The following is a 24,233-nucleotide window of genomic DNA, read 5'->3' as shown; positions in this document are numbered from 1 at the left end:
TCGGCAGCCGAAGGGATGATCATGGCTGATCTGTTCGTGGACCTGCGTTCCGACACGGTGACCCGGCCCACCGCCGGCATGCGGGAGGCGATGGCCACCGCCGAGGTCGGTGACGACGTCTACGGCGAGGATCCGAGCGTCAACGCGCTGGAGGCCGAGGTCGCCGCGTTGTTCGGGCACGAGGCGGCGCTGTTCGCCCCGAGCGGGTCGATGGCCAACCAGATCGCCCTGCAACTGCTGGTGTCGCCCGGCGACGAGCTGCTCTGCGACGCGGACGCGCACGTGGTCACGTACGAGATTGGCGCAGCGGCCGCGTACGGCGGGATCTCCTCGCGGACCTGGCCTGCGGTGGGCGCGGACATCGACCCGGAGGTGGTGGCCGGGATGATCCGGCCGGACGGCTACTTCGCCGTTCCCACCCGCGCGATCGCCGTCGAGCAGACCCACAACCGGGGCGGTGGCGGCGTGATTCCGCTGGCCACCCTGCGGGATCTGCGGGGGGTCGCCGACGACGCGGGTGTCGCGTTGCACTGCGACGGCGCTCGGATCTGGCACGCGCACGTCGCGGACGGGGTGCCCCTGATCGAGTACGGCCGGCTGTTCGACACGCTGTCGGTGTGCCTCTCCAAGGGCCTCGGCGCGCCGGTCGGCTCGCTGGTGGTGGGCAGCGCGGACAAGATCGAGCGAGCTCGGATGATCCGTAAGCGGATGGGCGGCGGCATGCGTCAGGCCGGCATCCTCGCCGCGGCTGGCCGGTACGCGCTCGCGCACCACGTCGACCGGCTGGCCGACGACCACGCGAAGGCGGCCCGGCTCGCCGAGGCGGTCGCGCCGTTCGGCGTGCTGGCCACCACGGTCCGCACCAACCTGGTCGCACTGGATCTCACCAAGCACACCCTGGACGCGCGGGCCCTGGCCGCCGCGGCGCGGGCCGAGGGCGTACTCATCTCGGTGCTCGGCCCCCGCACCGCCCGCCTGGTCACCCACCTGGGCCTCGACGACGCGGCCGTCGACCGCGCGGTCGCGGCCCTGCCCCGCATCCTCGCCGCGTCCTGACCTCCGGCCGGCGCCCTCCCACGACCTGGTGATCAAGAGGTTCGCGTCAGATTCCGGCCTCCGGATGACGCAAACCTCTTGATCACCGAGGTGGGGCCAGGGGTGGGGCGGAGATCAGGGGGCAGGGGTCAGGCGGGTCAGGGTTGTGATGTCGGCGGCGTGGCCGATCTGCTTCTCGCTCGGGGTCTCCACGACGAAGGGGACGCCGGCGGTGGCGGGGTGGGTCATCAGCTCGGCGAAGGCGGGCTCGCCGATGGTGCCCTTGCCGATGTTCTCGTGCCGGTCCCGGGTGGAGCCGCACAGATCCTTCGAGTCGTTGGCGTGGACCAGCCGCAGCCGGTCCGCACCGACCGTGGCCACCAGCGTGTCCAGGGTCGCCGTCATGCCGCCCTCGGCCGCCAGGTCGTGACCGGCCGCCCAGGCGTGGCAGGTGTCGAAGCAGACCCCGAGCATGGGGTGCCGGTCCACCGCGTCCAGGTAGGGCCCGAGCTGCTCCACCCGGGAGGCCAGTGATCGACCACCGCCCGCGCTCGGCTCGACCAGCAGCATCGGCCCGCCGGCTTCGGCGGCCCAGTCGAGCAGCGGCAGCAACTCCTCGCGGACCTGTCGCATCGCCGCCTCGGCGTACCCCTCGTCCACCGAACTGCCGGCGTGGAACACCACCGCCTGAGCACCGATCGCCACGCCCCTACGCAACGCGTGCGCAAGCGTCTGTGCCGACTTCTCGACAGTGGCCGGGGTGGGCGAGCCGAGGTTGACCAGCAGCGAGGCGTGGATGAACGCCGGAATGCCCCGCTCGGCGCAGCCGTCGCGGAACAGGGCGTCCTGCACGGGGTCACCGTTGGGCAGCGCCCAACCCCGCGAGTTGGAGACGTAGACCTGCACCACCTGGGCGCCCGTCGCGTCGGCGTACGGCAGGGCGGCCTTGGCCAGCCCACCGGAGGTCGAAGTGTGCGCGCCCACCGGACGCGAGGTGACCGCCGGCATCAGAAGCACGTGAGGGTGACCGGGGTGCCCGGCGGCACCTGCGAATTCTCGCCCGGGACCTGGATCCGGACCACGGCGTTCGGGTTGACCACGACGGTCACCGGGAAGCCCTGGCTCTCCAACGCCTGCTTGGCCTGCTGACACGGCAGGTCGATCACCCGGGGCACGACGATCGCCGGCGGGCCCTTGCTGACGTCCAGCTTGACCTGGGTGCCCTTTTCCACGCCGGCGCCATCGGCGGGGCTCTGGCCGAGGATCTCGTCCCTGGGCTTGTCGGAGTCCTTGTAGGTCGGCACCAGCACCAGGTTGAGCTGGGCCAGAATGGTCCGGGCCTCGGTCAGGCTCTTTCCGACCAGGTTCGGCACCGACACCGGCGCCCTGCCCCGGCTCACAATGAGGGTGATCTTCGCGCCGGGTTTGACCTCGCTGCCCACCTTGGGGGAGGTGTCCAGCACAACCCCGGACGGCAGGCTGTCGTCGTAGCGGGAGGCTCCCTTGGCCACCACCAGCTTCACGTTGACCAGGTCCGCCTCGGCAAGCTCGAACTCCTTGCCGATCACGTCCGGCACGGGGAAACGCTCCGGGCCGAGGGAGAGGGTCAGGGTGATCGCGCCACCCTTGACGATCTTGGTGGCGGACGCCGGGCTCTGCGTCAGCACGCTGTCCTTCGGGGCCTGCTCGTCGAAGCGCGGCTCACCGTACTTCAGGGTGAGCCCGGCACGGTCGGCCTGCGCCTGCGCCTCGGCCTTGCTCAAGCTCACCAGCTGCGGGGCATCCGTGTAACGACCGACACCGAACCACCAGCCACCGATCGCGGCCACCAGGCCCAGCGTCACCACCACGGCCGCGACGGCCAGCCGGCCGCGTTGGCTCGCCATCAGGGTGGTGCGCAGCGCTGCGAGTCGGGACCCCAGGCTGTCCGCGGGCTCCGGAGCGGCCCGACGTCGACCCGGCCCCTGGCTGCTGGCACCCTCGGGCAGCCGCGCCCAGGACGGGCGGTCGGAGGGGCGGACCGTCGCGACCACCATGGTCGGTTGAGAGAGTGGCTCGCCGCTCACCGGGCGGAGCACGGCGGTGTGGCTGTTGGCGTCGCCCAGGCGATCCCGGGCGACCTGCACCTCGGTCAGCAGCGCGCCGGCGTCGGCGGGCCGCGCGTCGGGATCGCGCCGAGTCGCCCGCTGCACCAGGTCGTCGAGGACCGACGGCAGGCCGGGCACCAGCGTCGAGGGTGCCGGCACGTCCCGGTCGACGTGCTGCCAGGCGACGTCCACCGGGCGGTCCCCGTCGTAGGGCACGCGGCCGGTGAGCATCTCGAACAGCACGATGCCGGCCGAGTAGACGTCGGTACGTGGATCGGCACGGCCCTCGGTGACCAGCTCCGGGGCGACGTACGCCACGGTGGCCATCAGCTGGTTGCCCTGCTCATCGTCGGCGCTCGCCTCGACGGCGCGGGCCAGCCCGAAGTCGGCCACCTTGACGACGCTGTCGACCAGGTTGGCGACGCCGCCGGTGGGTGCCTCGGCGACCAGCACGTTCTCCGGCTTGACGTCGCGGTGCACCAGACCGGACCGGTGCGCGGCGGCGATCGCGGCGAGCATCTGCTCGACGATGGCCAGCGCCTCGTCCGGGTTGAGCCGGCGACGCTCGGCCAGCACGTCGCGCAGCGTGCGACCGCGGACGTACTCCATCACCAGGTACGGCAGACCGGCGTGGGTGCCCTGGTCGTAGACCGCCACCACGTTCGGGTGGGTCAGCCGGGCGATGGTCTTCGCCTCGTCGGTGAACCGGGCCACGAAGTTGGCGATCCGGGCGCGGGCCTCCGGCGCCTGGGTCGGGTGAATGATCTTGACAGCGACGGTGCGCTCGAGGCGCTCGTCGGTGGCGGTGTACACGGTCGCCATGCCACCACGGGCCACGCGACCGCGAATGCGGTAGCGCCCGTCGATCAGCGAGCCCAGCAACGTGTCGGCGACCTGAGTGTCCATCGGCAGGGAGTCTATGTGTCCAGGGGGTGAAGGATGAACAGGATGCTACAGCCGTACGCCGAACTGGAACCTCCCGCCGCGCTCGCTGCCACTCACCCGCTGGTCAGCGCCGCGTACGGGACCGGTCGCCGATCGGTCGTCCGGGGTGCCGGTGGCTCGTCGTGGCGACGACGTGGCAGGGTGGTCGGGTGACCGAACCCGTACCCGACCAGGCCGTCCCCGGCCCGGAGCTCGCCGGACCCACCGACCCGGCCGGTTGGCTGACCCTGCCCGACGTCGCCGAGCGCCTCGACGTGTCGATCAGCAAGGTGCACCAGATGATCCGTGACCGGGAGTTGCTGTCGGTCCGCCGCGACGGCGTCCGCCGGATCCCGGTGGACCTGGTGGCCAACGAGACAGTGCTCAAGCACCTGCCCGGCGTGCTCAACCTGCTCTCCGACAACGGCTACGACGACGAGGCCGCCCTGCGCTGGCTCTACGAGCCGGACGACACCCTCCCCGGCGCCACCGCCGCAGCCGCCCTGTCGGGCGACCAGGCCCGCGAGGTAAAGCGCAGAGCCCAGGCCCAAGCCTTCTAACCCCACCCCCACCCCACCCCGCACCCCCGGGGCCCCCACCCACCCCGTCGATCATGAAGTTAGCGGCGCGACACGCCGTCGCGGACGCCGCTAACTTCATGATCGACTGTGGGAGAGGGGGCCGGAGGCCGGGGGAGAGGGGCGGGGCGGGGTGGGTTAGTCGGCTCGGCGGGTTGCGGCTATGGCCAGGTCCACCAGGGCTTGGCGGGCCTCGGTGTCGAGGTCCACGGCGGTCAGGGCGGCCAGCGCGGCGTCGGTGAGCGTGACGATCCGCTGCTCTGCGCGGGCGAGAGCCCCGCTCGCCGTGATCAGCTCGCGGAGCCGGGCCACCCCCTGCTCGTCCAGCTCCGGGTCGCCGAGCCGGCTGAGCAGCAGCTCGCGGCCCGCGTCGTCGGTTGCCTCCCCGGCCGCCGCCACGAGGAAGGTGCGTTTGCCCTCCCGCAGGTCGTCCCCGGCCGGCTTACCGGTCAGCGCCGGGTCACCGAAGACCCCCAGCACGTCGTCGCGGAGCTGGAACGCCTCGCCCAGCGGCAGCCCGTACGCCGAGTAGGCCGTCCGCACGTCGGCCGTTGCGTCAGCCAGCGCGGCGCCGAGCAGCAGCGGACGCTCGACCGTGTATTTCGCGGACTTGTAGCGGGCGACCTTGCTGGCGCGTTCCACCGAGGTGTCCCCGGTGGCCTGCGTCAACACGTCGAGGTACTGCCCGACGGTGACCTCCGTGCGCATCTCGTCGAAGACCGGCCGAGCCCGGGCCAACGCCTGGAGATCCAGGCCTGAGGAGTGCAGCAGCTCGTCGGACCAGACCAGGCAGAGATCGCCGAGCAGGAGGGCCGCGGCGTCGCCGAAGCCGTCCGGGTCGCCGCCCCAGCCGGACTGCCGGTGCCGCGCGGCGAACCGCCGGTGCACCGCGGGCTCGCCGCGGCGAGTGTCGGAGCGGTCCATCAGGTCGTCGTGGATCAGGGCGCTGGCCTGGACGAACTCCAGCGCGGCCAGGGCGGTGACCACCTGGTCGCCGTCCACCCCGCCAGCGCCCCGGAACCCCCAGTAGGCGAATGCCGGACGCAGCCGCTTGCCGCCGCCGAGCACGAAAGCCTCGATCGCCTCGGCCACCGGGGCGAGGGCGTCATCCACGGCGGCGAGCCGGCCCCGTTGACCGGCGAGGAATTCGGTGAGGGCCTTGTCGACGCGTTGGCGCAGGCCGGCGCGGTCGACGGGAGACACGGGAGCAGCTTGGGTCACTCCCCGACGCTAGCGGGTCGTCCTGACCCGCGCTCTCCCGCCACGCGTAGTCCCGCCGGTGCGGCCGGGACCGGTGCGCCCCGCCGCTGGCGCCCCGGCCCGTGCGGTGCGGCCCGGACCGGCGGCTCCTGTCGAGCCGGCCCGACGGGTGGCTGCGGCGGCCTCGGCGAGCGTCACCAGCGGCACGTCCAGGACGACGGCGAGCCAGCCGAGCCAGAAACCGCCGGGCACGCGGCGTTGTCGTTCCCAGCGGGACACCTCATGCCGGCTCAGCGTCGGCACTCCGGAAGCGGCACACAACTCGGCGGCGGCGCGCTGCTGGCTCCAGCCGCGGGCCAGCCGGCAGCGGGCCAGCAGTGGCCCGAGCTGCGCGGGGCGCGGCGCTGCGGGTGGGGTCACGGGTCCTCCTGGCGGGCGTCGGTGTGGTGACGACCCGCCCGGCCGACCGGCCGGACCGGCGTCACCGCTCGGTTGCTGACCCCCGCGCGGAACCCCGGAGCCGCCCCCGCCGCCCCTCCCACGCCACCCATTCCTACCCCGGGGGTACGACACCCGTGCGTCCACCGCACCGGGACGGGCGGGGCGGCACGGGTCACCGGGTGGGAAGCGCCTGGGTCGCGGTGGCGTCGCCAGCTAGAGTCGGGTGGTGGCGCTCGGTCTTCCTTCGGTCCTCCCCAATCCGCAACCGGCGATCGGGGAGCTCATCCGTGAGCGCCAGCCGACCTTCTCGTTCGAGTTCTTCCCGCCCAAGACCGACGCCGGGGAGCGGCTGCTCTGGCAGGCCATCCGCGAGCTGGAGTCACTGCGCCCGTCGTTCGTGTCGATCACGTACGGCGCGGGCGGGTCGACCCGGGACACCACGGTGGCGGTGACCGAACGGATCGCCACCGACACCACACTGCTGCCGATGGCCCACCTGACCGCTGTCGACCACTCCGTCGCCGAGCTGCGGCACGTGATCGGCCGGCTCGCCGGGGTGGGAGTGCGCAACGTGCTGGCGGTCCGAGGGGACCCGCCGGGCAACCCGGGCGGTGAGTGGATCCGCCACCCGGAGGGCGTGGACTACGCCGAGGACCTGGTCCGCCTGGTGCGCGATGCCGGCGACTTCAGCGTCGGCGTGGCCGCCTTCCCGTACAAGCATCCCCGCTCGCCCGACGTGGCCAGCGACACCGCGCAGTTCGTCCGCAAGTGCCGTGCCGGCGCGGAGTTCGCGATCACGCAGATGTTCTTCGACGCCGACGACTACCTGCGGCTGCGTGACCGGGTGGCCGCCGCCGGCTGCGACACCCCGATCCTGGCCGGGGTGATGCCGGTGACCCAGATCGGCACCATCGAGCGGTCCGTGCAGCTGTCCGGCGCGCCCTTCCCGCCGGCGCTGGCGGCCCGCTTCGAGCGTGTCGCCGACGACCCGGAGGCCGTCCGCCGCCTCGGCGTCGAGCAGGCCAGCGAGATGTGCCGTCGACTGCTGGACGAGGGTGTGCCCGGGATCCACTTCATCACCCTCAACCGGTCCACGGCCACGCGCGAGGTCTGGCAGAACCTGAAGGCCGGCGCGCGGGTGTGAACGTTGCTTCTGCGACACCTGATGCCCGGCACGACGGTTGATCCGTGGTGGGCACACAGCTGAACTGGGATCAGTACGCCACGGCGTGGGCGCGGTTGCACGGCGGGTTCGACCCTCGGGTCGCGGCCCCGGTGGTCCGCGCCTGGCTGCGATTCGCGTACCACGTCGGCTATGTGCTGGGCCGGCTGCGGGTCAGCCCGACCGCGGTCACAGTGGCCGGGGTGCTGCTCTGCTTCTGCGTACCGTTGCTGGTGACCCGCCCGGGCAACGGGCCCTTCCTGGGCGCGTTGTTCGTGCTTTTCGCCGCCGTGGCGGACAGCGTGGACGGTGCGGTGGCGGTCGCCACCAGCCGCACCACCCGGCTCGGCTACGTCTACGACTCGGTTGCCGACCGGCTCGGTGAGGTGGCGTGGTTGCTGGCGTTCTGGCTGCTCGGCGCGCCGGGCGCGCTGGTCGTCGCGGGTGGCGCGCTGTCCTGGCTGCACGAGTACGTCCGAGCCCGGGCGGTCGCCGCCGGCATGCGCGACATCGGCGCGGTCACCGTGGGCGAGCGTCCCACCCGGGTCTCGGTGGCGCTGGCCGGGCTGCTGGTCGCGGGGCTGGCCGGGCTGATCGAGCCGGAGCTGGCCGCCGGCACCATCACCATGGCGACCGCGGTGTGGGTGCTGTTGGCCGGGTTCGGCCTCGGGCAGCTGCTCTCCACCATCCGCCGCGCGCTGCTCGACGCCGACTGAGCCCCGGAGCGTGCGGCCCCGCGCCTACCAGGCGGGGCCGATCTCGTCGGCGACGATCTGCGCGGAGAGGGTCACCATCGGCAACCCGCCGCCCGGGTGGGTGGAGCCGCCCACCAGCCACAACCCGTTGGCCGGGCCCCGGTTGGCGGGGCGGAGCAGCCCGCCGGCGGTGCCGTAGATCGAGCCACCCGGCGCTCCGGTCGCCGCGTCCAGGTCGGCCGGGGTGCGGACCTCGCGGAACAGCAGCCGGTCGCGCACGTCCATGCCGCGCCGCGCCAGCACGTCCAGGACCCGATCGGCGTACGCGTCGGCCAGCCCCGGCCGTCGCCAGTCGACAGCGCCCGCCGCGGTGCCCTGCCGAGGGGCGTTGACCAGCACGAACCACGCCTCATGTCCGGCCGGGCGGACCATCGGGTCATCGGCCACTGTGACGAACACCGTCGGGTCGGCCGCCGGCCGGGCCCGTACGCCGCGCCCGGGGTCGCCGAAGATCGCGTCGAACTCCGCGTCATAGTCGCGCGGGAAGAAGACATTGTGGTGGGCCAGCCCGGTGCTGCCGGAGACGCCGAGCAGCAGCACGAAGCCGGCGAGGCTGCGGTCGGTCAGCCCAGCCAGCCGACGCGGGTGCGGCAGCAGGTCACGGTAGACGGTGAGAGCGTCCACGTTGGCCACCACCACGTCGGCGGGCACCGGCGCGTTGACACCGGCGAGGCGTACCCCGTGCACCCGGCCACCGGTGGCGTCGATCCGGGTGACCGTGGCGTCGGTCTGCACGACCACGCCGAGGTCCAGGCAGCGGGTGAGCAGCGCGTCGGCGAGCGTGCCCAGCCCACCGCGCAGGTACCAGCCACCGAATGCCAGCTCGGCGTACGGGACCGCGACCAGCGCCGCCGGCGCCCGCCGCGGGTCGGCGCCGGTGTAGGTGGCGTACCGGTCCAGCATCATCCGCAGCCGCGGGTCGGACAGGTGCCGGCGGCCCAGGCCACGCAGGGTGCGGCCCGGGGCGATGGCGGCCAGGTCACCGACCCGCCAGGCCAGCGACGCGAGGTCACGGGGGGAGTCGACGGTACGACGCAGGATGTCCCGCGAGGAGGCGTTCCACACCCGCGCGGCCCGACGCCACAGCCGCTGCCAGTCGGCTGCCGCCCGGTCGCCGAAGGCGGCACCGATCCGGGTGGCGAACTCCACCGGGTCGGCGCACGAATCCAGTGCCGGGCCGCCGCCGGGGAAGACGTGCCGGACGATCGGGTCCAGCGGAACCAGGTCCAGGTATTCGTCGAGCTTCGCCCCGGTCGCCTCGAACAGGTCGTGGAAGACCTCGGGCAGGGTGAGCAGGCTCGGCCCGGTGTCGAAGTGGAACGACCCGGCCGGGGTGTCGTGCGTGTACCGGCCGAGCTTGCCGCCGACCGTGCCGGCCCGTTCGAAGACGGTCACCTGGTGCCCGGTGGCGGCCAGCCGGGCGGCGGTGGCGAGGCCACCCACCCCGGCGCCGACGACCACGATCCGCGCCATTCCGCGTCCTCCTAGCTGACCGGGCGACCCCGCCAGGTCAGGCGGCGTCGCTTTCGCAGATGGTACGACCGCAGGGTCAGCCAACCGAGGACCACGACCGACACGGGGTGTGCGAGCGCGTCGGGCCACCACCGGCCCCCCGTCGCCCGGGCGGTGAACACCCGCCCGGCCACCCCGAGCAGATAGCCGGCCAGGCCCGAGGCGACCACCTCCGGCGCGCCGGTCGCCACACCCGCCAGCGCGATCAGCGGCGGTGCGGTGTAGAGCAGCAGCAGCGACGCCACCACGGCCGCAGCCGCTCCCGGGTGCCCGAACGACGCCCAGAGCGACTTCGAGTACCCGTCGCGTAGCTGCGGCCAGTCGTCGTACATCCGGCAGGTGGCCAGCCGGGAGCCGTCGGCCAGGGCGATCCGCCCACCGGACCGCTTGACCGCCCGGGCCAGCTCGACGTCCTCCAGGATCTTGTCGGCGACCGCGACGTGCCCGCCGGCGGCCGTGTAGCCGGCCCGGTCCAGCACCAGGAACTGGCCGCCCGCCGCGGCCAGCGACGGCCGCGACGAGCGCTCCATCGCGCGCAGCGGCAGGAAGGTCAGCCAGAGCCACTGCAGCAGCGGCTGCACCAGCCGGTCGGCCGCCGTCGCCACCACGATCCGGGGGTACGGCGACAGCAGCGTCGCGCGGGCGGCACGCAGCTCGGTGACGGCCGCGGCCACGGCGTGCGGGGCGAGCACCACGTCGGCGTCGACGAAGACCAGCGCGGTGGCGTCCGGGTCGGCCCGGGTGGCCAGTTGCCAGCAGGCGTGCGGCTTGCCCAGCCAGCCCGGCGGTGGGGCGACCCCGGTGAGAAGCGTCACCCGGGGGTCGTCGCCGGCCACCGCGCGGACCACGTCGGCGGTGCCGTCGGTGGACCCGTCGTCGAGGACCACGACGCGCAGCCCGGTTACGCCGCGTTGGGCGAGCAGGGCGCGCAGGCAGGGCGTGACCCGGTTGGCCTCGTCGCGCAGCGGCAGCAGCACGGCGACCCGCTCGTCGACCTCGTCGGGCCGGTCGGTGGGCCTGCGCAGCCAGCGGGTGGCGTTGAGCCAGGTGTGCCCGGTCAACGCGGTGACGGCGATGACCAGGGCGAGCAGGACGGTCATCGGGTCGCGTCGACGCCGGGCCGGTGCGGCTGGTGGTCCTCCCGGCGGGTGTCGCGAGCCCGCCGGGCACGCAGCAGGATCACCGCCAGCGGTACGGCTGTCACCGACATGCCGGCGGCGCCCCAGAGCGCCGAGGCGGGCAGGTCGAGGAAGACGGCGTGGGCCAGGATGCTGGAGAAGTACGTCCACAGGTAGAGCGCGACCATCGGGTGGTCCCGCCGGTCGGTGTGCTCGGCCGCCGGCCCGGCCAGCGGGCGCAGCGCGCTCATCATCAGCACCGCGAAGAGCAGCCAGCCCAGGTAGTTGCTGACCGGGATGCCGGGCAGGCCGGGCAACGCCGGGGTGGCGTCCCGCCAGACCCAGTAGCCCTCGGCCACCATCTGCGGATCGAGGAAGAGGTCCCAGGCGGCCAGCCCCACGGTGGCCAGCGCGATCCGTCGTACCCACAGCCCGGCCGCCGACCCGCCGCGGCCGGTCCCCGATGTGCGGCCGCCGGCCGTCGCGCTGCCGCCGCCGGCCCGCGACGCGCTGCCGCCGGTCAGCCGGACCGCCGCCAGCCAGGCCGGCCAGGCCATCCAGGTCCAGGCCAGCGGAATGATCAGCGGCACTCCGGCCAGTTTGGGGCCCAGCTCGCCGGAGTAGTCGTAGCTGCCGAACGGCACCCCGGTGGCCACCCCGATCGCCTCGATCGCGAACCCGCCGCCGGTGGCCACCGCGACCAGCGCCGCCGCCACCCGAGGGCCCCGGCTGAGCAGCGCGTGGCCGACCGAGAGCAGCCACCCGAGCACGACGGTGGCCACGGTGAGCCCGGCCCTGGTGGCGCCGGTGGTGAGCGGGTAGCAGATCTGGGCGAGCACCAGGATGGCGAGCAGCGCCCAGGAGATCCGTCGGGTCATGACGCCGGTGGTTCGAGGGGCAGGCCCCGACCGAGTACGCCGAACGGCCGCTCGTCGCCGGGGAAGTGGAAGTTGCGCAGCACGTCGACGAAACCGAAGCGCCGGTACAACCGCCAGGCCCGTGAGGTCTGTTCGTCGGCCTCCGGGGTGGACAGCAGCGTGGTGTCACCCTCGGCCATGCCGAGCAGCGCGCGCAGTTGGCCGGCGCCCAGACCGTGCCCCTGCGCCGGCGGCCGGACGTGCAGCTCGACCACCTCGAAGCAGTGGGTGAGCCAGCGCTGGCGGGTCGGGGCGTCCAGTGCCCGGTGCACCTGGTCGTGCCACCACTGACCGGAGGCGCCCAGGTAGCCGTAACCGAAGCCGGCGAGGTGACCCTCGCTGGTCAGGCTGGCGACCGCCCGGAAACCCGGCCGGCGGACGTGGGTGGCGATGTAACCGCGCCGGGCCTCCAGCAGGTCGGTGCGGTATCCCATCGCCTCGCCATAGACGGTCACCACGTCGTCCAGCCGCCGGACGAGATCGTCCGGCGTCCAGCGCACCAACCTCATGCCCGTCCACCCTTCACTGTTTCCGGGCCACCGTCGGCGACCCATCCGAGCACCGACCGGTCGCCGACCACGTCGCGCACCTCGAACCGGGCGAACAACTCCTCGGCGTACCAGCCCTCGGTGGGGGTTCGCATGATCGCCGCCCGGTGCTCCGGGTGACGGTACGCGAACGCCACCAGGTCCGTCGGGTCGCGCCACACGCTCACCGTGCCCTGCCAACCCAAGGGCGCCTCCCCGACCCCGAACCGGGCCAACAGCCCGGGCGCGTCGCGCAGGGCGGCGGCCACCGGGGGGATCGCCCGCCAGAAGGTGGCTGCCCGGCGGACCCGCAGCCGAGCCCGGGTCAGCGCCAGCACCGGGCCGGTGACCCGGCCACCCGGCGGGTCACCGAACGGCCGCTGACCGGACCACTCGCCTCGGCTGGTCAGTGGGCGCAGATCCACCCGGGCGGAGGCGTGGGCGATGCGCGCCCAGGCACGCCCGACCGCCGAGTCGTCGAAGCCGGCCGCCGCTGCGGGGGAGTCCCAGACGGTCAGCGCCACCCACCGGGTCAGGTCGGCGTCCCCCGGCCCGAATCCGGTGCCGGTCCCGGTGCCCAGCAGCTTGCCGAACCGAACGCCCGGGAGGGAGCGCAACCGGCGTGGGTCCACCGCCATCCGGGTCAGCGCCCGGGGCAGCGCGGCGCGGGAGGTCCGCCACACGTGCAGCGTGACGAGCTCCGGTGCGGCGTTCACGCCACCTCGGCCGGGCTGCCGGCGGTGACCCGCAGCAGCTCGGTGTAGGTGGTCGGGAAGACCGCCTGCGGTACGCCACCCGCGGCCCAGATCTCGGGGTACGCCGTCAGTGCCGTGTCCACCAGGGTGCGCAGCGGGTGCGGGTGCCCGAGTGGGGCGACACCGCCGATCGGCTGCCCGGTGTGTGTCCGGACGAACTCCGGGGTGGCGCGGCGCAGCCGGGTGACGCCGAGCGACGCCGCCAGGCTGGCGGTGTCGACCCGGTGCGCGCCGGAGGTGAGCACGAGCAGCGGCGCGTCGTCCGCGTCGAAGATCAGTGAGTTGGCGACCTGGCCTACCTCGACGCCGAGCGCCTCGGCGGCCGCCGAGGCGGTGTGCACCGCGTCGGGAAGCAGACGGACCGTGCTGGGCTCACCGGTGCCGTCGAGCGCGCCGACGGCGGTGAGCGCGTCCTGCACCGCTCGTACGTTCGGGTGTGGCTGCATGTCGCCATTCTTCCCGGTCAGTCGGCGACGGGTTCAGCCGACCACGTTCCATCCCGTCCCATCGGACCCAGCCCGACAGGTCCCGTTCGTGGTGAGTGACCGACCTTCGCGCCAAGATCCGCGCAACTTCCCTGGTGTTGCTGTCTCCGGCGCGCGGGAGGCAGCAACATCCCTGATGTTGTACGGATCTTCCTCGTCGATCTCGCCGGAGCGACTACGCGACTACGTGATGCGCTGGCAGCGTGGGGCGACCCCGGCCCGTTCCTCGTCCCGGCCGCCGGCCCCGCCCGACTATCCGACCCCCAGCTGAGCCGCCGCGCTCGGTACGCACGCCTGGCGCGTCACACGTTGCATTTTCGTCGGAGGGGAGGTGTACTGTCAGGAGCAGTTAGAACGAGTGTTCGATTGCCTCGAACGCCCGTTCCAACCAGCCGGAGCGCGGCGTTTCGCGGCGCCAGCTCCGGGCGGTGTGGCTCCGCGGGCCGCACCTGGGTTTCCGGGCAGTCGCGAGCCTGGTCCCGACAGGCAGGATCGTCGCTCGCCGCCCACGACCCCCGGGCGGCGGGCGACGAACCCGCCGGTACGCCGGCCGGGTGTGGTGTGGGGAAGCATCCACACCCGGCCGGCCACACCCGGTGCGTCTTCCTCCGCACCACTCGACCTCGGCGTCTCGTCGGCGGCATCAGCGCGCCGGGGCGACGCCTCGGCCATGTGGAGGAGACATCCATGCCGACCAACTCGGCTCAGGCACCGACGGTGCCGGCGCACGTGCTGCCGCACCGCACCCCCGCCCAGCTGCTCACGTTGGCCCGGCGTGGGCTGGTCGAGGCCGGCCAGACCCGACCTGACGGTCTGCGTTATGCGGCTGCCCACCTGGCGGCGCTGCGCGCGGCGGCCGCCCTGCTCGCCGCGCGTGCCCGACCCGCGCCGAGCCGACGCAACCGGATCACCAGCGTCTGGGTCCTCCTCTGCGCCGTCGCTCCGGAGCTCGACGAGTGGTCCCGGTTCTTCGCCGCCGGCGCCAGCAAGCGCGCCGCCGCCGAGGCCGGCATCCCCCGGGTGGTCAGCGCCCGGGAGGCCGACGATCTGCTCCGTGCCGCCGAACAGTTCGTCACGGTGGTGGAGACCGCACTCGGCGTTGCCCACCAACCGGCCCTGGACGGCCTCGCCGCCTGATCCCGCCGTGCCACCGACCGCCCCGCGGGGGGAGCCGGGCGGCCGGTGGCACGGCGTGCCGGTCCTGATCTGATCCACAGCAACGACGGGGGAGTTGGTCCAATGGCGGGCCGCATGGTGGTCGGTTCCGCCGCACTGGCCGATCTGGTGCGCCCGGCGAGCGCGCCCGACCAGGCCGGCGGGCACCGGGTGCTGCCGGTGGTGCCCGAGCTGACCGGTCTGCTGCCCAACCGAGGCCTGCGCCGGGGCAGCACCATCGCGGTTGCCGCCGGCCAGCCCCGGCGCAGCGGTGGCACCTCGCTGATGCTGGCTCTGCTCGCCGAGGCCTCCCGGGCCGGCTCGTGGTGTGCCGTGGTCGGTGTGCCGACATTCGGTGCGGGCGCGGCCGCCGAGCTGGGCATCGCCCTGGACCGGCTGGCCCTGGTGCCGAATCCCGGCCCCGAGTGGGCCACAGTGGTCGCCGCGCTGATCGACGGCGTGGACGTCGTGGTCACCACCGTGCCGGCCGCTGTCTCCGCCTCGGTAGCCACCCGGTTGGCCGCCCGGGCGCGGCAGCGCGGCAGTGTGCTCGTCCCGTACGGCCGGTGGGACGGCGCGGACGTGACGTTGCAGGTGGTCCGTGGAGTCTGGGAAGGGCTCGGGCATGGCCGGGGGCGGTTGCGCCGCCGGGAGGTCACCGTCTCGGCGCGCGGGCGCGGGGCGGCTGCCCGACCAAAGGAGATCAAGGTCTGGCTGCCGGGCGACGAGCTGACCCGGGTGATCCCGCGTGTGATGCCGTCGACAGTGGGCCGTCCGGCCGCGCCGCTCGCCCTGGTCGGTCGGGAGTGACCGGCACGCCGGCACGGACCCTGCTGCTGTGGTGCCCGGACTGGCCGGTGCTCGCCGCCGAGATCGTCGACGGGGTGCCGGCCACCGGCCCGGTCGCCGTGCTGCACGCCAACCGGGTGGTCGCCTGCTCCGAGCGGGCCCGCGCCGAGGGGGTGCGCCGAGGGCTGCGCAAACGGGAGGCGCAGGGTCGCTGCCCGCAGCTCACCGTCGTGGAGTACGACCCGGGTCGGGACGCCCGGGCATTCGAGCCGGTGGTCGCCGCGGTGGAGGAGCTGGTCGCCGGCGTCGAGGTGGTCCGTCCGGGTGCCTGCGCGGTGGCCGCCCGCGGGCCCAGCCGTTACCTCGGTGGCGAGGAGGCGGCCGCCGAGCGGATCATTGAGCACGTCGCCCAGTCGTGCCTGGTGGAGAGCCAGGTCGGCATCGCCGACGGGGTGTTCGCGGCTGGGTTGGCCGCTCGCTCCGGTCGGGTGGTGCCACCGGGCGGGACACCGGAGTTCCTGGCCGGGTTGCCGGTCGAGGCGCTCGGCCGCTCGGCGCTGGCCGACCTGTTGCGGCGGCTCGGTGTGCGCAGTCTCGGCGACTTCGCCGCGCTGCCGGCTGGCGACGTGCTGGCCCGGTTCGGGTTCGACGGTGCGCTGGCCCATCGGCTGGCCGCCGGGCGGGACCACCGCCCACTCGCCGTCCGGCAGCCGCCGGCCGACCTGACGGTGACCGCCGAGCAGGACGAGCCGATCGATCGGGTCGACGTGGCCGCGTTCGTGGCCCGGGCGTTGGCTGAGCAGTTGCATGAGCGGCTGGCCGGGCACGGGCTGGCCTGCACCCGGCTCGGCATCGAGGCGGTCACCGAGCACGGGCAGGAGCTGCACCGGGTGTGGCGGCACGACGGCCTGCTCACCGCCGCGGCCATCGCCGACCGGGTGCGCTGGCAGCTCGACGGGTGGCTCTCCGGCAGCAGTGGCCGCACCGGCGCCCGACCGGCCCGACCGACGGCCGGCATCATCCGGCTGCGACTGATCCCGGACGGGGTGATCGCCCAGGCCGGTCTGCAGGCCGGCCTGTGGGGGGAGACCGGCGAGGAGCGGGAACGGGCGCACCGGGCGCTGAGCCGGGTGCAGGGCATCCTCGGCCCGGAAGCGGTGGTCACCGCGGTGCTCGGCGGTGGTCGCTCCCCGGCCGACCAGGTGCGACTGGTGCCGTGGGGCGACGAACGCCTCCCCACGCGTCCCGGTCCGGCGCCGTTGCCTGGCGCGCCGATCGCGCGTCCCGGCCCGGCACTGCTGTCCGACGAGCCGATCGCACGTCCCGGTCCGGCGCCGTTGCCTGGCGCGCCGATCACGCGTCCCGGCCGGGCACCGCTGTCCGGCGAGTCGATCGCCAGTGGCGGCGGCCGGGCCGTCAGTGCCGGTCGGCCTGCCGACCACAGTGCCGGCGGGGTTCCACCGTGGCCCGGCCGGCTGCCGGCGCCCGCGCCGGCTGTGGTGCTGCCCAGCCCGCTCGCCGCGACCGTGCACGACGCCGCTGGTGAGGCGGTGGTGATCAGCGCGCGGCTGGCGGTGAGCGCTCCGCCCGCCCGGCTGGTGGTCGGCACCGGCCGGCCGGCGGAGATCGTCGGCTGGGTCGGTCCGTGGCCGGTGGACGAGCGGTGGTGGGCTCCGGCCGAGGCTCGGCGGCGGGCACGGTTCCAGGTCTGCCTGGCCGACGGCACCGCCCTGCTGCTCGCCGTCGAGGGCGGGCAGTGGTTGGTGGAGGCGATCTATGACTGAGCGTCCAGCAGGGCTTGATCGACTCGGTATTCCGAAAGTCGGGGTGTCCCGCCGACCCGGACAGCCCGACTTCCCGGAGGTCGAGTCGATCAGGGCGAGGGTGCGGGAATGAGCTTCCACAACCCGAAGATGCCCTGGTCGGAGCTGGAACGGGTGCTCTCCGGGCGGGGCAGTGGCAGCTCCGGGCGGGGCGACGGCGGGTCGGGCGGTTCCGGCGGCGGGCGGTCGCGCGACGAGCGGCACCTGCACGTGGTGGACCCGCTCGCCGTGGACGCCGACGGGGGAGACTCCCCGGCCTGGAGCCGCCACCGTGAGCGGTACCAGCCACCGGAGCTGACCCGCCCCGACGGGGTGGTGCCCTACGCGGAGCTGCACGCGCACACCAACTTCAGCTTCCTCGACGGTGCCAGCCATCCCGAGGAGCTGGCCGAGGAGGCGGCCCGGCTGGGGCTCACCGCGCTCGCCGTCACCGACCACGACGGCTTCTACGGGGTGGTCCGCTTCGCCGAGGCGGCCCGCACGCTGGGCCTGCCGACCATCTTCGGCGCGGAGCTGTCCCTCGGGCTGCCCGGCCCGCAGAACGGCGAACCCGACCCGCACGGCGCGCACCTGCTGGTGCTCGCGCACGGCCATGAGGGGTACGCCCGGCTGGCCACCACCATCGCCCGCGCCCAACTGCGCGGCGGGGAGAAGGGCCGCCCGGTCTACGGAGAGTTGGAGGAGGTCGCCGCCGAGCTACGCGATCACGTGCTGGTGCTGACCGGCTGCCGCAAGGGGCACGTGCCGGGCGCGCTGCTCACCGAGGGGGTGGATGCGGCGGCCCGCGAGCTGGACCGGCTGACCGCGCTCTTCGGTGCGGAGACGGTGGCGGTGGAGCTGACCGACCACGGCCATCCTGTCGACGCCGACCGCAACGACGCGCTCGCCGACCTGGCCGCCGCAGCCGGGCTGCCGACGGTGGCCAGCAACAACGTGCACTACGCCACGCCTGGCCGGCGTCGGCTGGCCACCACCGTCGCCGCCGTCCGGGCCCGACGCAGCCTGGACGAGATCGACGGCTGGCTGCCCGCGGCGGCCACCGCCCACCTGCGCAGCGGCGCGGAGATGGCGGCCCGGTTCGCCGCGTACCCGGGTGCGGTGGCGCGGGCCGCCGAGTTCGGCGCCGAGTTGGCCTTCGACCTCCAGCTCGTCGCGCCGCAGTTGCCGGCGTACCCGGTGCCACCGGGGCACACGGAGATGAGCTGGCTGCGGAAGCTGACCGCCGACGGGGCGCACGAGCGCTACGGGCCGCCGCAGGCGCACCCGACGGCGTACGCGCAACTCGACCATGAGTTGAACATGATCGAGGAGTTGGGCTTCCCCGGCTACTTCCTGGTGGTCTACGACATCGTCACGTTCTGTCGTGAGCAGGACATCTACTGCCAGGGCCGGGGTTCGGCGGCCAACTCGGCGGTCTGCTACGCGTTGCGGATCACCAATGTGGACGCGGTCCGGCACCGGCTGCTCTTCGAGCGGTTCCTCGCCCCGGAACGCGACGGCCCACCGGACATCGACGTGGACATCGAGTCCGACCGTCGGGAGGAGGTGATCCAGCACGTCTACACCCGCTACGGCCGGGAGCACGCCGCCCAGGTGGCCAACGTCATCTCCTACCGGCCCCGGTCGGCGGTGCGCGACGTGGCCAAGGCGTTCGGCTATTCGCCGGGGCAGCAGGACGCCTGGAGCAAGCAGATCGACAGGTGGGGCTCGGTCGCCACTGTCGACGTGGAGAACATCCCGGAGCAGGTGGTGGAGTACGCCAACGAGTTGCAGACGTTCCCACGGCACCTGGGCATCCACTCCGGCGGCATGGTGATCTGCGACCGGCCGGTGATCGAGGTCTGCCCGGTGGAGTGGGGGCGGATGCCCGGGCGCAGCGTCCTGCAGTGGGACAAGGACGACTGTGCGGCGGTCGGCCTGGTCAAGTTCGACCTGCTCGGGCTGGGCATGCTCTCCGCCCTGCACTACGGCTACGACATGATCGGCCAGAGCCTCGACCTGGGTGACATGACGCTGGACGACCCGGAGGTCTACGACATGCTCTGCCGGGCCGACTCGGTCGGGGTGTTCCAGGTGGAGAGCCGCGCCCAGATGGCTACCCTGCCCCGGCTCAAGCCCCGCGAGTTCTACGACCTGGTGGTCGAGGTGGCGTTGATCCGGCCCGGCCCGATCCAGGGCGGTTCGGTGCACCCGTTCATCCGGCGCAAGAACGGCCAGGAGCCGGTGACCTTCGCGCACCCGCTGATGCGCAACGCCCTGGAGAAGACCCTGGGTGTGCCGCTGTTCCAGGAGCAGTTGATGCAGCTCGCCATCGACCTGGCCGGCTTCGACGCGGCAGAGGCCGACCAGCTGCGCCGGGCGATGGGCGCCAAACGGTCGGTCGAGCGGATGACCCGTATCGCCGACCGGCTCTACGCCGGGATGGCCGAGCGGGGCATCACCGGTGAGTTGGCCGAGGACGTCTATCGCAAGCTCACCGCGTTCGCCAGCTACGGCTTCCCGGAGAGCCACGCGATGAGCTTCGCCTACCTGGTCTACGCCAGCTCCTGGCTCAAGCGTTACCACCCGGCGCCGTTCCTGGCCGCGCTGCTCAACGCCCAGCCGATGGGTTTCTACTCCCCACAGACCCTGGTCGACGACGCCCGTCGGCACGGGGTGGAGGTTCGTCGCCCGGACATCAACGCCAGTGCGGCGTTGGCGGTGCTGGAGTCCACCCCGGACACCCGGTGGGGCAGCGGGCCGGGGGAGCCGCCGCACGCCTGGGGGTTGGGCGGCCCGGCGGTCCGGCTCGGCCTGTCCAGCGTACGGACCCTCGGCGCCGACGTGGCCGAGCGGATCGAGGCCGAACGGGCCGCCGGTGGGCCGTACCGGGACATGCCTGACCTGGCCCGGCGGGTCGGTCTCACCGCCGCGCAGCTGGAGGCGTTGGCCACCGCGGACGCCTTCGCCTGTTTCGGGCTGACCCGGCGGCAGGCGCTGTGGGCCGCCGGCGCGGCCGCCCAGGACCGGCCGGGACGGCTACCCGGCACGGTGACCGGCGCGGCGGCGCCCACGCTGCCCGGGATGGAGGCGGTGGACCGGCTGGTCGCCGACGTGTGGGCCACCGGGCTGTCGCCGGAGAGCCATCCCGCCCGGTTCATCCGGGGTCAGCTCGACGTGCTCGGCGCGGTGCCGATCGCCCGGCTCGGCCGGGTGGAGCCCGGCCAACGGATCCGGGTCGGTGGCATCGTCACCCACCGGCAACGTCCGGCGACCGCGGGCGGGGTCACCTTCCTCAACCTGGAGGACGAGACCGGGATGCTCAACGTCACCTGTTCGCCGGGGTTGTGGCAGCGCTACCGGCGGGTGGCCCGCACCAGCGCCGCGCTGGTGGTCCGGGGGCGGTTGCAGCGGCACGAGGGGGTGACCAACCTGGTCGCCGACCGACTGGACGCCATCGAGCCGCCGGTCAGCCCCGCTTCCCGTGACTTCCGGTGACCGTTCGGCTACCCAGATCCCACGTTTGAGGCGCGCGTCTGAGGAGAAGTGCAGGTCACGCGAACGGTGTGGTCCGCGTGGACTCGGGGAGGGACACATGTCACGGATGCTGCGGGCGACGGTGTTCGCCGGGGCGCTCACTCTGGTGCTCAGTGGCTGCGGGGGTGTCGGCGGCGACAGCGACGCGGGTGGCGGCACCGCCGCCAAGGGCACGCTCAGCACCATGGGCTTCGGTTTCTCCGACGAGATCGCCATCACCCGCGTGGACGCCTTCAAGCGTGACCACCCCGGCGTCGAGCTGAAGGTCACCGAGGGGGCCTTCGACGAGCAGCAGTTCCTCTCCGCGGTCGCCTCGGGCAACCCACCGGATCTGGTCTACATGGACCGCAAGCTGATCGGCACGTACGCCAAGCGCGGGTCGATCCAGCCGCTGACCGACTGCGTCAAGAAGCAGGACATCGGCCTGGAACAATATCGGCCGGCTGCCCGCGCCCAGGTCACGCTCGACGACACCGTCTACGGCATTCCCGAGTTTTCCACCGTCCGGGTGGTCTACCTCAACGAGGGGCTGCTCAAGCAGGCAGGGCTGACCGCCGACCAGGTCAACCTGGCCGACTGGGCCGCGCTGCCCCAGCTCAACGCCAAGCTGGCCGCCGTCTCCGGCGGTCGACTCTCCCGGATCGGCATCGACCCGAAGGTTCCCGAGTTCCTGCCGATGTGGGCCAAGGCCAACGGCGCCGACATGCTTTCCGCCGACGGCCGCACGGCCAAGCTGGACGACCCCAGGGTGGTCGAGGCGCTGACCACCGGGGTCAACCTGATCCAGCAGCAGGGCGGTTGGGGCAAATTCAAGTCGTTCCGGGACACCTTCGACTTCTTCGGTGCGCAGAACCCGCTGTCCAAGAACCAGATCGTGGCGTGGCCGATGGAGGAGTGGTTCCTCAACCAGGCCGCCAAGAACAGCCCGAACGCCGAGTTGGTGGTCAAGCCGTTCGTGGACCGGCAGGGCAAGCCGCTGACCCAGTCCGGCGGGCAGGCCTGGGTCGTCACCAAGGGCGCGAAGAACCCGGACGCGGCGTGCGCGTTCGTCAAGCAGATGACCGCCACCGACACCTGGGTGGCCGCCGCGAAGGCCCGGGTGGACGCCCGCAAGGCCGCCGGCCAGCCGTTCACGGGCCTCTACACGGCCAATGCCACCGCCGACAAGAAGATCTTCGACGAGCTGTACCAGCCGACCGGCAACAAGCGCTTCGATGACGCCGTGGCCACCATCCGCTCGGTGCAGGACGCCGCGTTCGCGATGCCCGCCTCTCCGGCCGGCGCGGAGTTCGACAAGGCGTACTACGACGCGGTCAACCGGGTGCTCGCCGGCCAGGCGCAGCCCGCGCAGGCGTTGCAGCGGGCCCAGCAGGAGGCCGCCGCAGCCCTGGACAAGGCCGCGAAGTAGCCCCGCGATGACCACCGTCACCACTCCCGCTCCGGGCCGGCGCCGTCGCACGCCGCTGGCCCGGCGGGAGGCGCGCTGGGCGTACCTCTTCCTGGCGCCGTGGATCGTCGGGTTCCTGGTCTTCTCGGCGGGGCCGATGATCGCCAGCCTGTGGTTGAGCTTCACCGAGTACGACGTGATCAACCCGCCGGAGTACACCGGGCTGGACAACTACCGGCAGCTGATGAGTGACCCGGCGGTGGCCCGCAGCCTGGGCAACACCGTCTACTACACGGCGCTGCACGTGCCGCTGGTTATGCTCATCTCGCTGGGCCTGGCGCTGCTGCTCAAGCGGGTCGGCCGGTTGCAGGGCTTCTTCCGTACCGTCTTCTACCTGCCGGTGATGACCCCGGCGGTGGCGGTCGGCATCCTGTTCCTGCTGCTGCTCAACACCCAGGACGGCCTGATCAACCGGGCGCTCGGCCTGGTCGGCATCGACGGTCCGAGCTGGACCACCGACCCGGGCTGGGTGATGCCCGGCATCGTCCTGATGAGCCTGTGGAGCCTCGGCTCCACAGTGATCATCTATCTGGCCGCGTTGCAGAACGTGCCCCGTGACCTGTACGAGGCGGCTGCCATCGACGGCGCCGGCCCGTGGGCCCGGTTCCGGTCGGTCACCCTGCCGATGATCTCGGGTGCGCTGTTCTTCACGCTGATCGTCAACACGATCGCGTCGCTGCAGATGTTCACCGAGGTCTACACGATGTACTTCGGCAACCGGGAGACGCAGAACTCGTTCAACAGCGACGCCGCCACCTTCTACGTCATCCACCTGTTCCAGGAGGCGTTCCAGTTCCTGCACATGGGCTTCGCGTCAGCGATGGCGTGGCTGCTTTTCGTGATCATCTTGATCATCACCTTGATACAGGTGAAACTCAGCAACCGGTTCGTGTACTACGAGGGAGAAGACAAGTGACTTCGATGATCGGCCACAACGGCGTGGCCAACGCGCGACGCACCCGGCTGACCGCTGGCTGGGTGCCCGAGCAGCTTGAGCCGCGCGAGTACCAGCTCACCGACGGTCCCGTCGCCAACGTTCGGCGGTCCCGGGCGGAGGAGGATCCGGCAGCTGGGGCCGAGTCGTGACCACCGCCGTCGAGCGGGGCGCCGCGTCGCCGGTGTCCGGCATCTCGCCGGTCCGGCCGGCGGCGCCCCGGTCGGCGGCCGGTGAGGGCCGTCGGTCACCCTGGCAGCGGGTGCTCTTCGTGGTGGCGCTGGTGGGCGCCGCGGTGATCTTCATGCTGCCGTTCGTCTGGCTGGTCAGCGCCTCGCTTCGCCCCCGGGAGTACGTCTTCGCCCCCGGCTTCCTGCCGGTCCCGTTCGCTCCGGAGAACTACGCCGAGGCCTGGCGGGCCGTGCCACTGGTGACCTGGTTCTTCAACAGCGTGGTGGTCGGTGTGGCCGCCGCCGCCGCGGCGACCCTCTCCAGCGCCTGGGTGGCCTTCGGCTTCGCCTACTTCCGCTTCCCCGGCCGCAACCTGCTCTTCGGGCTGGTCCTGGCGACCATGATGCTGCCGTTCGCGGTCACCATGATCCCGACGTACCTCATCTGGTCGGACCTCGGGCTGACCGACACCCAGGTGCCGCTCTGGGCGGGCAACCTGTTCGGCTCGGCGTTCTACATCTTCCTGCTGCGACAGTTCCTGCTCGCCCTGCCCCGTGAATACTTCGAGGCCGCCCGGGTGGACGGGGCCAGCTACCCGCAGCTGTTCTGGAAGATGGCCTTTCCGCTGATCCGACCGGCGCTGCTGGTCGCCTTCGTCTTCGAGTTCAAGGCCAGCTGGACGGACCTGCTCAAGCCGCTGATCTACCTGCGCAACGAGCAGCTCTACACTCTGCCGCGCGGGCTCAAGGTCGTGCTGGACCGGTTCGGCTATGGCGGCGAGCAGCAGTGGGAGATCGTGCTCGCCGGAAGTGTGCTGGCCACCGTTCCGATGATCATTCTGTTCTTCCTGGCCCAGCGGCACTTCGTCGAGGGCATCGCCACCACCGGCCGCAAGGGCTGAC

24 protein-coding genes are annotated in these 24,233 nt (G+C 73.0%); 14 read left to right on the top strand and 10 right to left on the bottom strand.

Annotated features, from left to right (window positions below; translation table 11 throughout):
• Positions 1-21: 21 nt before the first annotated feature.
• Positions 22-1,056, top strand: a complete 1,035-nt coding sequence (locus tag FBZ33_RS22320) for a low specificity L-threonine aldolase (protein ID WP_141910556.1) — start codon at positions 22-24, stop codon at positions 1,054-1,056.
• A 114-nt stretch (positions 1,057-1,170) separates the two neighbouring features.
• Here the strand turns inward: FBZ33_RS22320 and FBZ33_RS22315 are convergent, their stop codons facing one another.
• Together FBZ33_RS22315 and pknB are read right to left on the bottom strand one after the other, a co-directional pair.
• Positions 1,171-2,043: a deoxyribonuclease IV gene (locus tag FBZ33_RS22315; RefSeq protein WP_141910555.1), complete on the bottom strand. Its 873-nt coding sequence runs from the start codon at positions 2,041-2,043 to the stop codon at positions 1,171-1,173.
• Positions 2,043-4,028, bottom strand: coding sequence for a Stk1 family PASTA domain-containing Ser/Thr kinase (gene pknB / locus FBZ33_RS22310; RefSeq protein ID WP_141910554.1), 1,986 nt, complete (start codon positions 4,026-4,028; stop codon positions 2,043-2,045). The genes FBZ33_RS22315 and pknB overlap by 1 nt, the downstream gene beginning before the upstream one ends.
• A gap of 42 nt (positions 4,029-4,070) precedes the next feature.
• Between pknB and FBZ33_RS32890 the strand changes: the two genes are divergently transcribed.
• Complete coding sequence (locus FBZ33_RS32890; protein ID WP_185755377.1) at positions 4,071-4,220, top strand: hypothetical protein; 150 nt, start codon at positions 4,071-4,073, stop codon at positions 4,218-4,220.
• Positions 4,217-4,606 carry an Rv2175c family DNA-binding protein gene (locus FBZ33_RS22305; RefSeq protein WP_141910553.1) on the top strand — a complete coding sequence of 130 codons (390 nt, stop codon included), beginning with the start codon at positions 4,217-4,219 and terminating at the stop codon, positions 4,604-4,606. Before FBZ33_RS32890 ends, FBZ33_RS22305 begins: the two co-directional genes overlap by 4 nt.
• Before the next feature lie 156 nt (positions 4,607-4,762).
• Here the strand turns inward: FBZ33_RS22305 and FBZ33_RS22300 are convergent, their stop codons facing one another.
• Positions 4,763-5,845: a polyprenyl synthetase family protein gene (locus FBZ33_RS22300; RefSeq protein ID WP_141910552.1), complete on the bottom strand. Its 1,083-nt coding sequence runs from the start codon at positions 5,843-5,845 to the stop codon at positions 4,763-4,765.
• Between the two features lie 9 nt (positions 5,846-5,854).
• Positions 5,855-6,244 carry a helix-turn-helix domain-containing protein gene (locus FBZ33_RS22295; RefSeq protein ID WP_141910551.1) on the bottom strand — a complete coding sequence of 130 codons (390 nt, stop codon included), beginning with the start codon at positions 6,242-6,244 and terminating at the stop codon, positions 5,855-5,857.
• 247 nt (positions 6,245-6,491) lie between these two features.
• On the opposite strand from FBZ33_RS22295, the gene metF reads away from it, so the two are divergent.
• Together metF and FBZ33_RS22285 are read left to right on the top strand one after the other, a co-directional pair.
• Entirely contained in the window at positions 6,492-7,409 is a 918-nt protein-coding gene (metF, locus tag FBZ33_RS22290) for a methylenetetrahydrofolate reductase [NAD(P)H] (RefSeq protein ID WP_088949408.1), read from the top strand.
• Between the two features lie 44 nt (positions 7,410-7,453).
• Complete coding sequence (locus tag FBZ33_RS22285) at positions 7,454-8,143, top strand: CDP-alcohol phosphatidyltransferase family protein (RefSeq protein ID WP_099856061.1); 690 nt, start codon at positions 7,454-7,456, stop codon at positions 8,141-8,143.
• A gap of 24 nt (positions 8,144-8,167) precedes the next feature.
• On the opposite strand, the gene FBZ33_RS22280 is transcribed toward FBZ33_RS22285, so the two are convergent.
• From FBZ33_RS22280 to FBZ33_RS22255, 6 genes are read right to left on the bottom strand one after another with little or no spacing between them, the layout of a single operon-like run.
• The gene (locus tag FBZ33_RS22280) at positions 8,168-9,655 is read right to left on the bottom strand and encodes an NAD(P)/FAD-dependent oxidoreductase (RefSeq protein ID WP_141910550.1); all 1,488 of its coding nucleotides are present in this window, start codon (positions 9,653-9,655) and stop codon (positions 8,168-8,170) included.
• Between the two features lie 11 nt (positions 9,656-9,666).
• Positions 9,667-10,794 (bottom strand): glycosyltransferase family 2 protein, encoded by a 1,128-nt coding sequence (locus FBZ33_RS22275; protein WP_141910549.1) that lies wholly within the window; start codon positions 10,792-10,794, stop codon positions 9,667-9,669.
• The gene (locus FBZ33_RS22270) at positions 10,791-11,690 is read right to left on the bottom strand and encodes a carotenoid biosynthesis protein (protein WP_141910548.1); all 900 of its coding nucleotides are present in this window, start codon (positions 11,688-11,690) and stop codon (positions 10,791-10,793) included. Before FBZ33_RS22270 ends, FBZ33_RS22275 begins: the two co-directional genes overlap by 4 nt.
• A complete protein-coding gene (locus tag FBZ33_RS22265) occupies positions 11,687-12,238 on the bottom strand; it encodes a GNAT family N-acetyltransferase (protein ID WP_141910547.1) in 552 nt (183 codons plus the stop codon). The genes FBZ33_RS22270 and FBZ33_RS22265 overlap by 4 nt, the downstream gene beginning before the upstream one ends.
• Complete coding sequence (locus FBZ33_RS22260; protein ID WP_141910546.1) at positions 12,235-12,972, bottom strand: monooxygenase; 738 nt, start codon at positions 12,970-12,972, stop codon at positions 12,235-12,237. Before FBZ33_RS22260 ends, FBZ33_RS22265 begins: the two co-directional genes overlap by 4 nt.
• Positions 12,969-13,457, bottom strand: coding sequence for a YbaK/EbsC family protein (locus tag FBZ33_RS22255; RefSeq protein WP_141910545.1), 489 nt, complete (start codon positions 13,455-13,457; stop codon positions 12,969-12,971). The genes FBZ33_RS22260 and FBZ33_RS22255 overlap by 4 nt, the downstream gene beginning before the upstream one ends.
• A 175-nt stretch (positions 13,458-13,632) precedes the next feature.
• Between FBZ33_RS22255 and FBZ33_RS33490 the strand changes: the two genes are divergently transcribed.
• The 9 genes from FBZ33_RS33490 (at position 13,633) to FBZ33_RS22220 (ending at position 24,232) form a co-directional block, all read left to right on the top strand.
• Positions 13,633-13,767, top strand: a complete 135-nt coding sequence (locus FBZ33_RS33490; RefSeq protein WP_255509010.1) for a hypothetical protein — start codon at positions 13,633-13,635, stop codon at positions 13,765-13,767.
• Between the two features lie 416 nt (positions 13,768-14,183).
• Complete coding sequence (locus tag FBZ33_RS22250) at positions 14,184-14,633, top strand: SAV_6107 family HEPN domain-containing protein (protein ID WP_088949400.1); 450 nt, start codon at positions 14,184-14,186, stop codon at positions 14,631-14,633.
• A gap of 102 nt (positions 14,634-14,735) precedes the next feature.
• A complete protein-coding gene (locus FBZ33_RS22245) occupies positions 14,736-15,461 on the top strand; it encodes a hypothetical protein (protein WP_099856054.1) in 726 nt (241 codons plus the stop codon).
• Positions 15,458-17,224, top strand: coding sequence for a DNA polymerase Y family protein (locus FBZ33_RS22240; RefSeq protein ID WP_141910544.1), 1,767 nt, complete (start codon positions 15,458-15,460; stop codon positions 17,222-17,224). The genes FBZ33_RS22245 and FBZ33_RS22240 overlap by 4 nt, the downstream gene beginning before the upstream one ends.
• A gap of 108 nt (positions 17,225-17,332) precedes the next feature.
• The gene (locus FBZ33_RS22235; RefSeq protein WP_141910543.1) at positions 17,333-20,740 is read left to right on the top strand and encodes an error-prone DNA polymerase; all 3,408 of its coding nucleotides are present in this window, start codon (positions 17,333-17,335) and stop codon (positions 20,738-20,740) included.
• Positions 20,741-20,837: 97 nt separating this feature from the next.
• On the top strand, positions 20,838-22,187 hold the full coding sequence (locus FBZ33_RS22230) for an ABC transporter substrate-binding protein (protein WP_141910542.1): 1,350 nt from the start codon (positions 20,838-20,840) through the stop codon (positions 22,185-22,187).
• A gap of 7 nt (positions 22,188-22,194) precedes the next feature.
• Positions 22,195-23,142 carry a carbohydrate ABC transporter permease gene (locus tag FBZ33_RS22225; RefSeq protein ID WP_141910541.1) on the top strand — a complete coding sequence of 316 codons (948 nt, stop codon included), beginning with the start codon at positions 22,195-22,197 and terminating at the stop codon, positions 23,140-23,142.
• On the top strand, positions 23,139-23,312 hold the full coding sequence (locus tag FBZ33_RS32885; RefSeq protein WP_158240969.1) for a hypothetical protein: 174 nt from the start codon (positions 23,139-23,141) through the stop codon (positions 23,310-23,312). Before FBZ33_RS22225 ends, FBZ33_RS32885 begins: the two co-directional genes overlap by 4 nt.
• Positions 23,309-24,232 (top strand): carbohydrate ABC transporter permease, encoded by a 924-nt coding sequence (locus FBZ33_RS22220; RefSeq protein ID WP_141910540.1) that lies wholly within the window; start codon positions 23,309-23,311, stop codon positions 24,230-24,232. Before FBZ33_RS32885 ends, FBZ33_RS22220 begins: the two co-directional genes overlap by 4 nt.
• Position 24,233: the final 1 nt, after the last annotated feature.

It is taken from the genome of Micromonospora sp. A202 (genome assembly GCF_006715105.1).
Lineage (GTDB): Bacteria > Actinomycetota > Actinomycetes > Mycobacteriales > Micromonosporaceae > Micromonospora > Micromonospora zamorensis.
Note: the sequence above shows the minus strand (reverse complement) of the source record. Positions and strands in the feature narration are given on the sequence as shown.

Bases quoted from the DNA above. Each gene is read 5' to 3' on its own strand.
- FBZ33_RS22320 (WP_141910556.1), top strand. From the start codon at position 22: ATGGCTGATCTGTTCGTGGACCTGCGTTCCGACACGGTGACCCGGCCC.
- FBZ33_RS22315 (WP_141910555.1), bottom strand. From the start codon at position 2,043: ATGCCGGCGGTCACCTCGCGTCCGGTGGGCGCGCACACTTCGACCTCC.
- pknB (WP_141910554.1), bottom strand. From the start codon at position 4,028: ATGGACACTCAGGTCGCCGACACGTTGCTGGGCTCGCTGATCGACGGG.
- FBZ33_RS32890 (WP_185755377.1), top strand. From the start codon at position 4,071: ATGCTACAGCCGTACGCCGAACTGGAACCTCCCGCCGCGCTCGCTGCC.
- FBZ33_RS22280 (WP_141910550.1), bottom strand. From the start codon at position 9,655: ATGGCGCGGATCGTGGTCGTCGGCGCCGGGGTGGGTGGCCTCGCCACC.
- FBZ33_RS22275 (WP_141910549.1), bottom strand. From the start codon at position 10,794: ATGACCGTCCTGCTCGCCCTGGTCATCGCCGTCACCGCGTTGACCGGG.
- FBZ33_RS22270 (WP_141910548.1), bottom strand. From the start codon at position 11,690: ATGACCCGACGGATCTCCTGGGCGCTGCTCGCCATCCTGGTGCTCGCC.
- FBZ33_RS22265 (WP_141910547.1), bottom strand. From the start codon at position 12,238: ATGAGGTTGGTGCGCTGGACGCCGGACGATCTCGTCCGGCGGCTGGAC.
- FBZ33_RS22255 (WP_141910545.1), bottom strand. From the start codon at position 13,457: ATGCAGCCACACCCGAACGTACGAGCGGTGCAGGACGCGCTCACCGCC.
- FBZ33_RS33490 (WP_255509010.1), top strand. From the start codon at position 13,633: ATGTTGTACGGATCTTCCTCGTCGATCTCGCCGGAGCGACTACGCGAC.
- FBZ33_RS22250 (WP_088949400.1), top strand. From the start codon at position 14,184: ATGCCGACCAACTCGGCTCAGGCACCGACGGTGCCGGCGCACGTGCTG.
- FBZ33_RS22245 (WP_099856054.1), top strand. From the start codon at position 14,736: ATGGCGGGCCGCATGGTGGTCGGTTCCGCCGCACTGGCCGATCTGGTG.
- FBZ33_RS22235 (WP_141910543.1), top strand. From the start codon at position 17,333: ATGAGCTTCCACAACCCGAAGATGCCCTGGTCGGAGCTGGAACGGGTG.
- FBZ33_RS22230 (WP_141910542.1), top strand. From the start codon at position 20,838: ATGTCACGGATGCTGCGGGCGACGGTGTTCGCCGGGGCGCTCACTCTG.
- FBZ33_RS22225 (WP_141910541.1), top strand. From the start codon at position 22,195: ATGACCACCGTCACCACTCCCGCTCCGGGCCGGCGCCGTCGCACGCCG.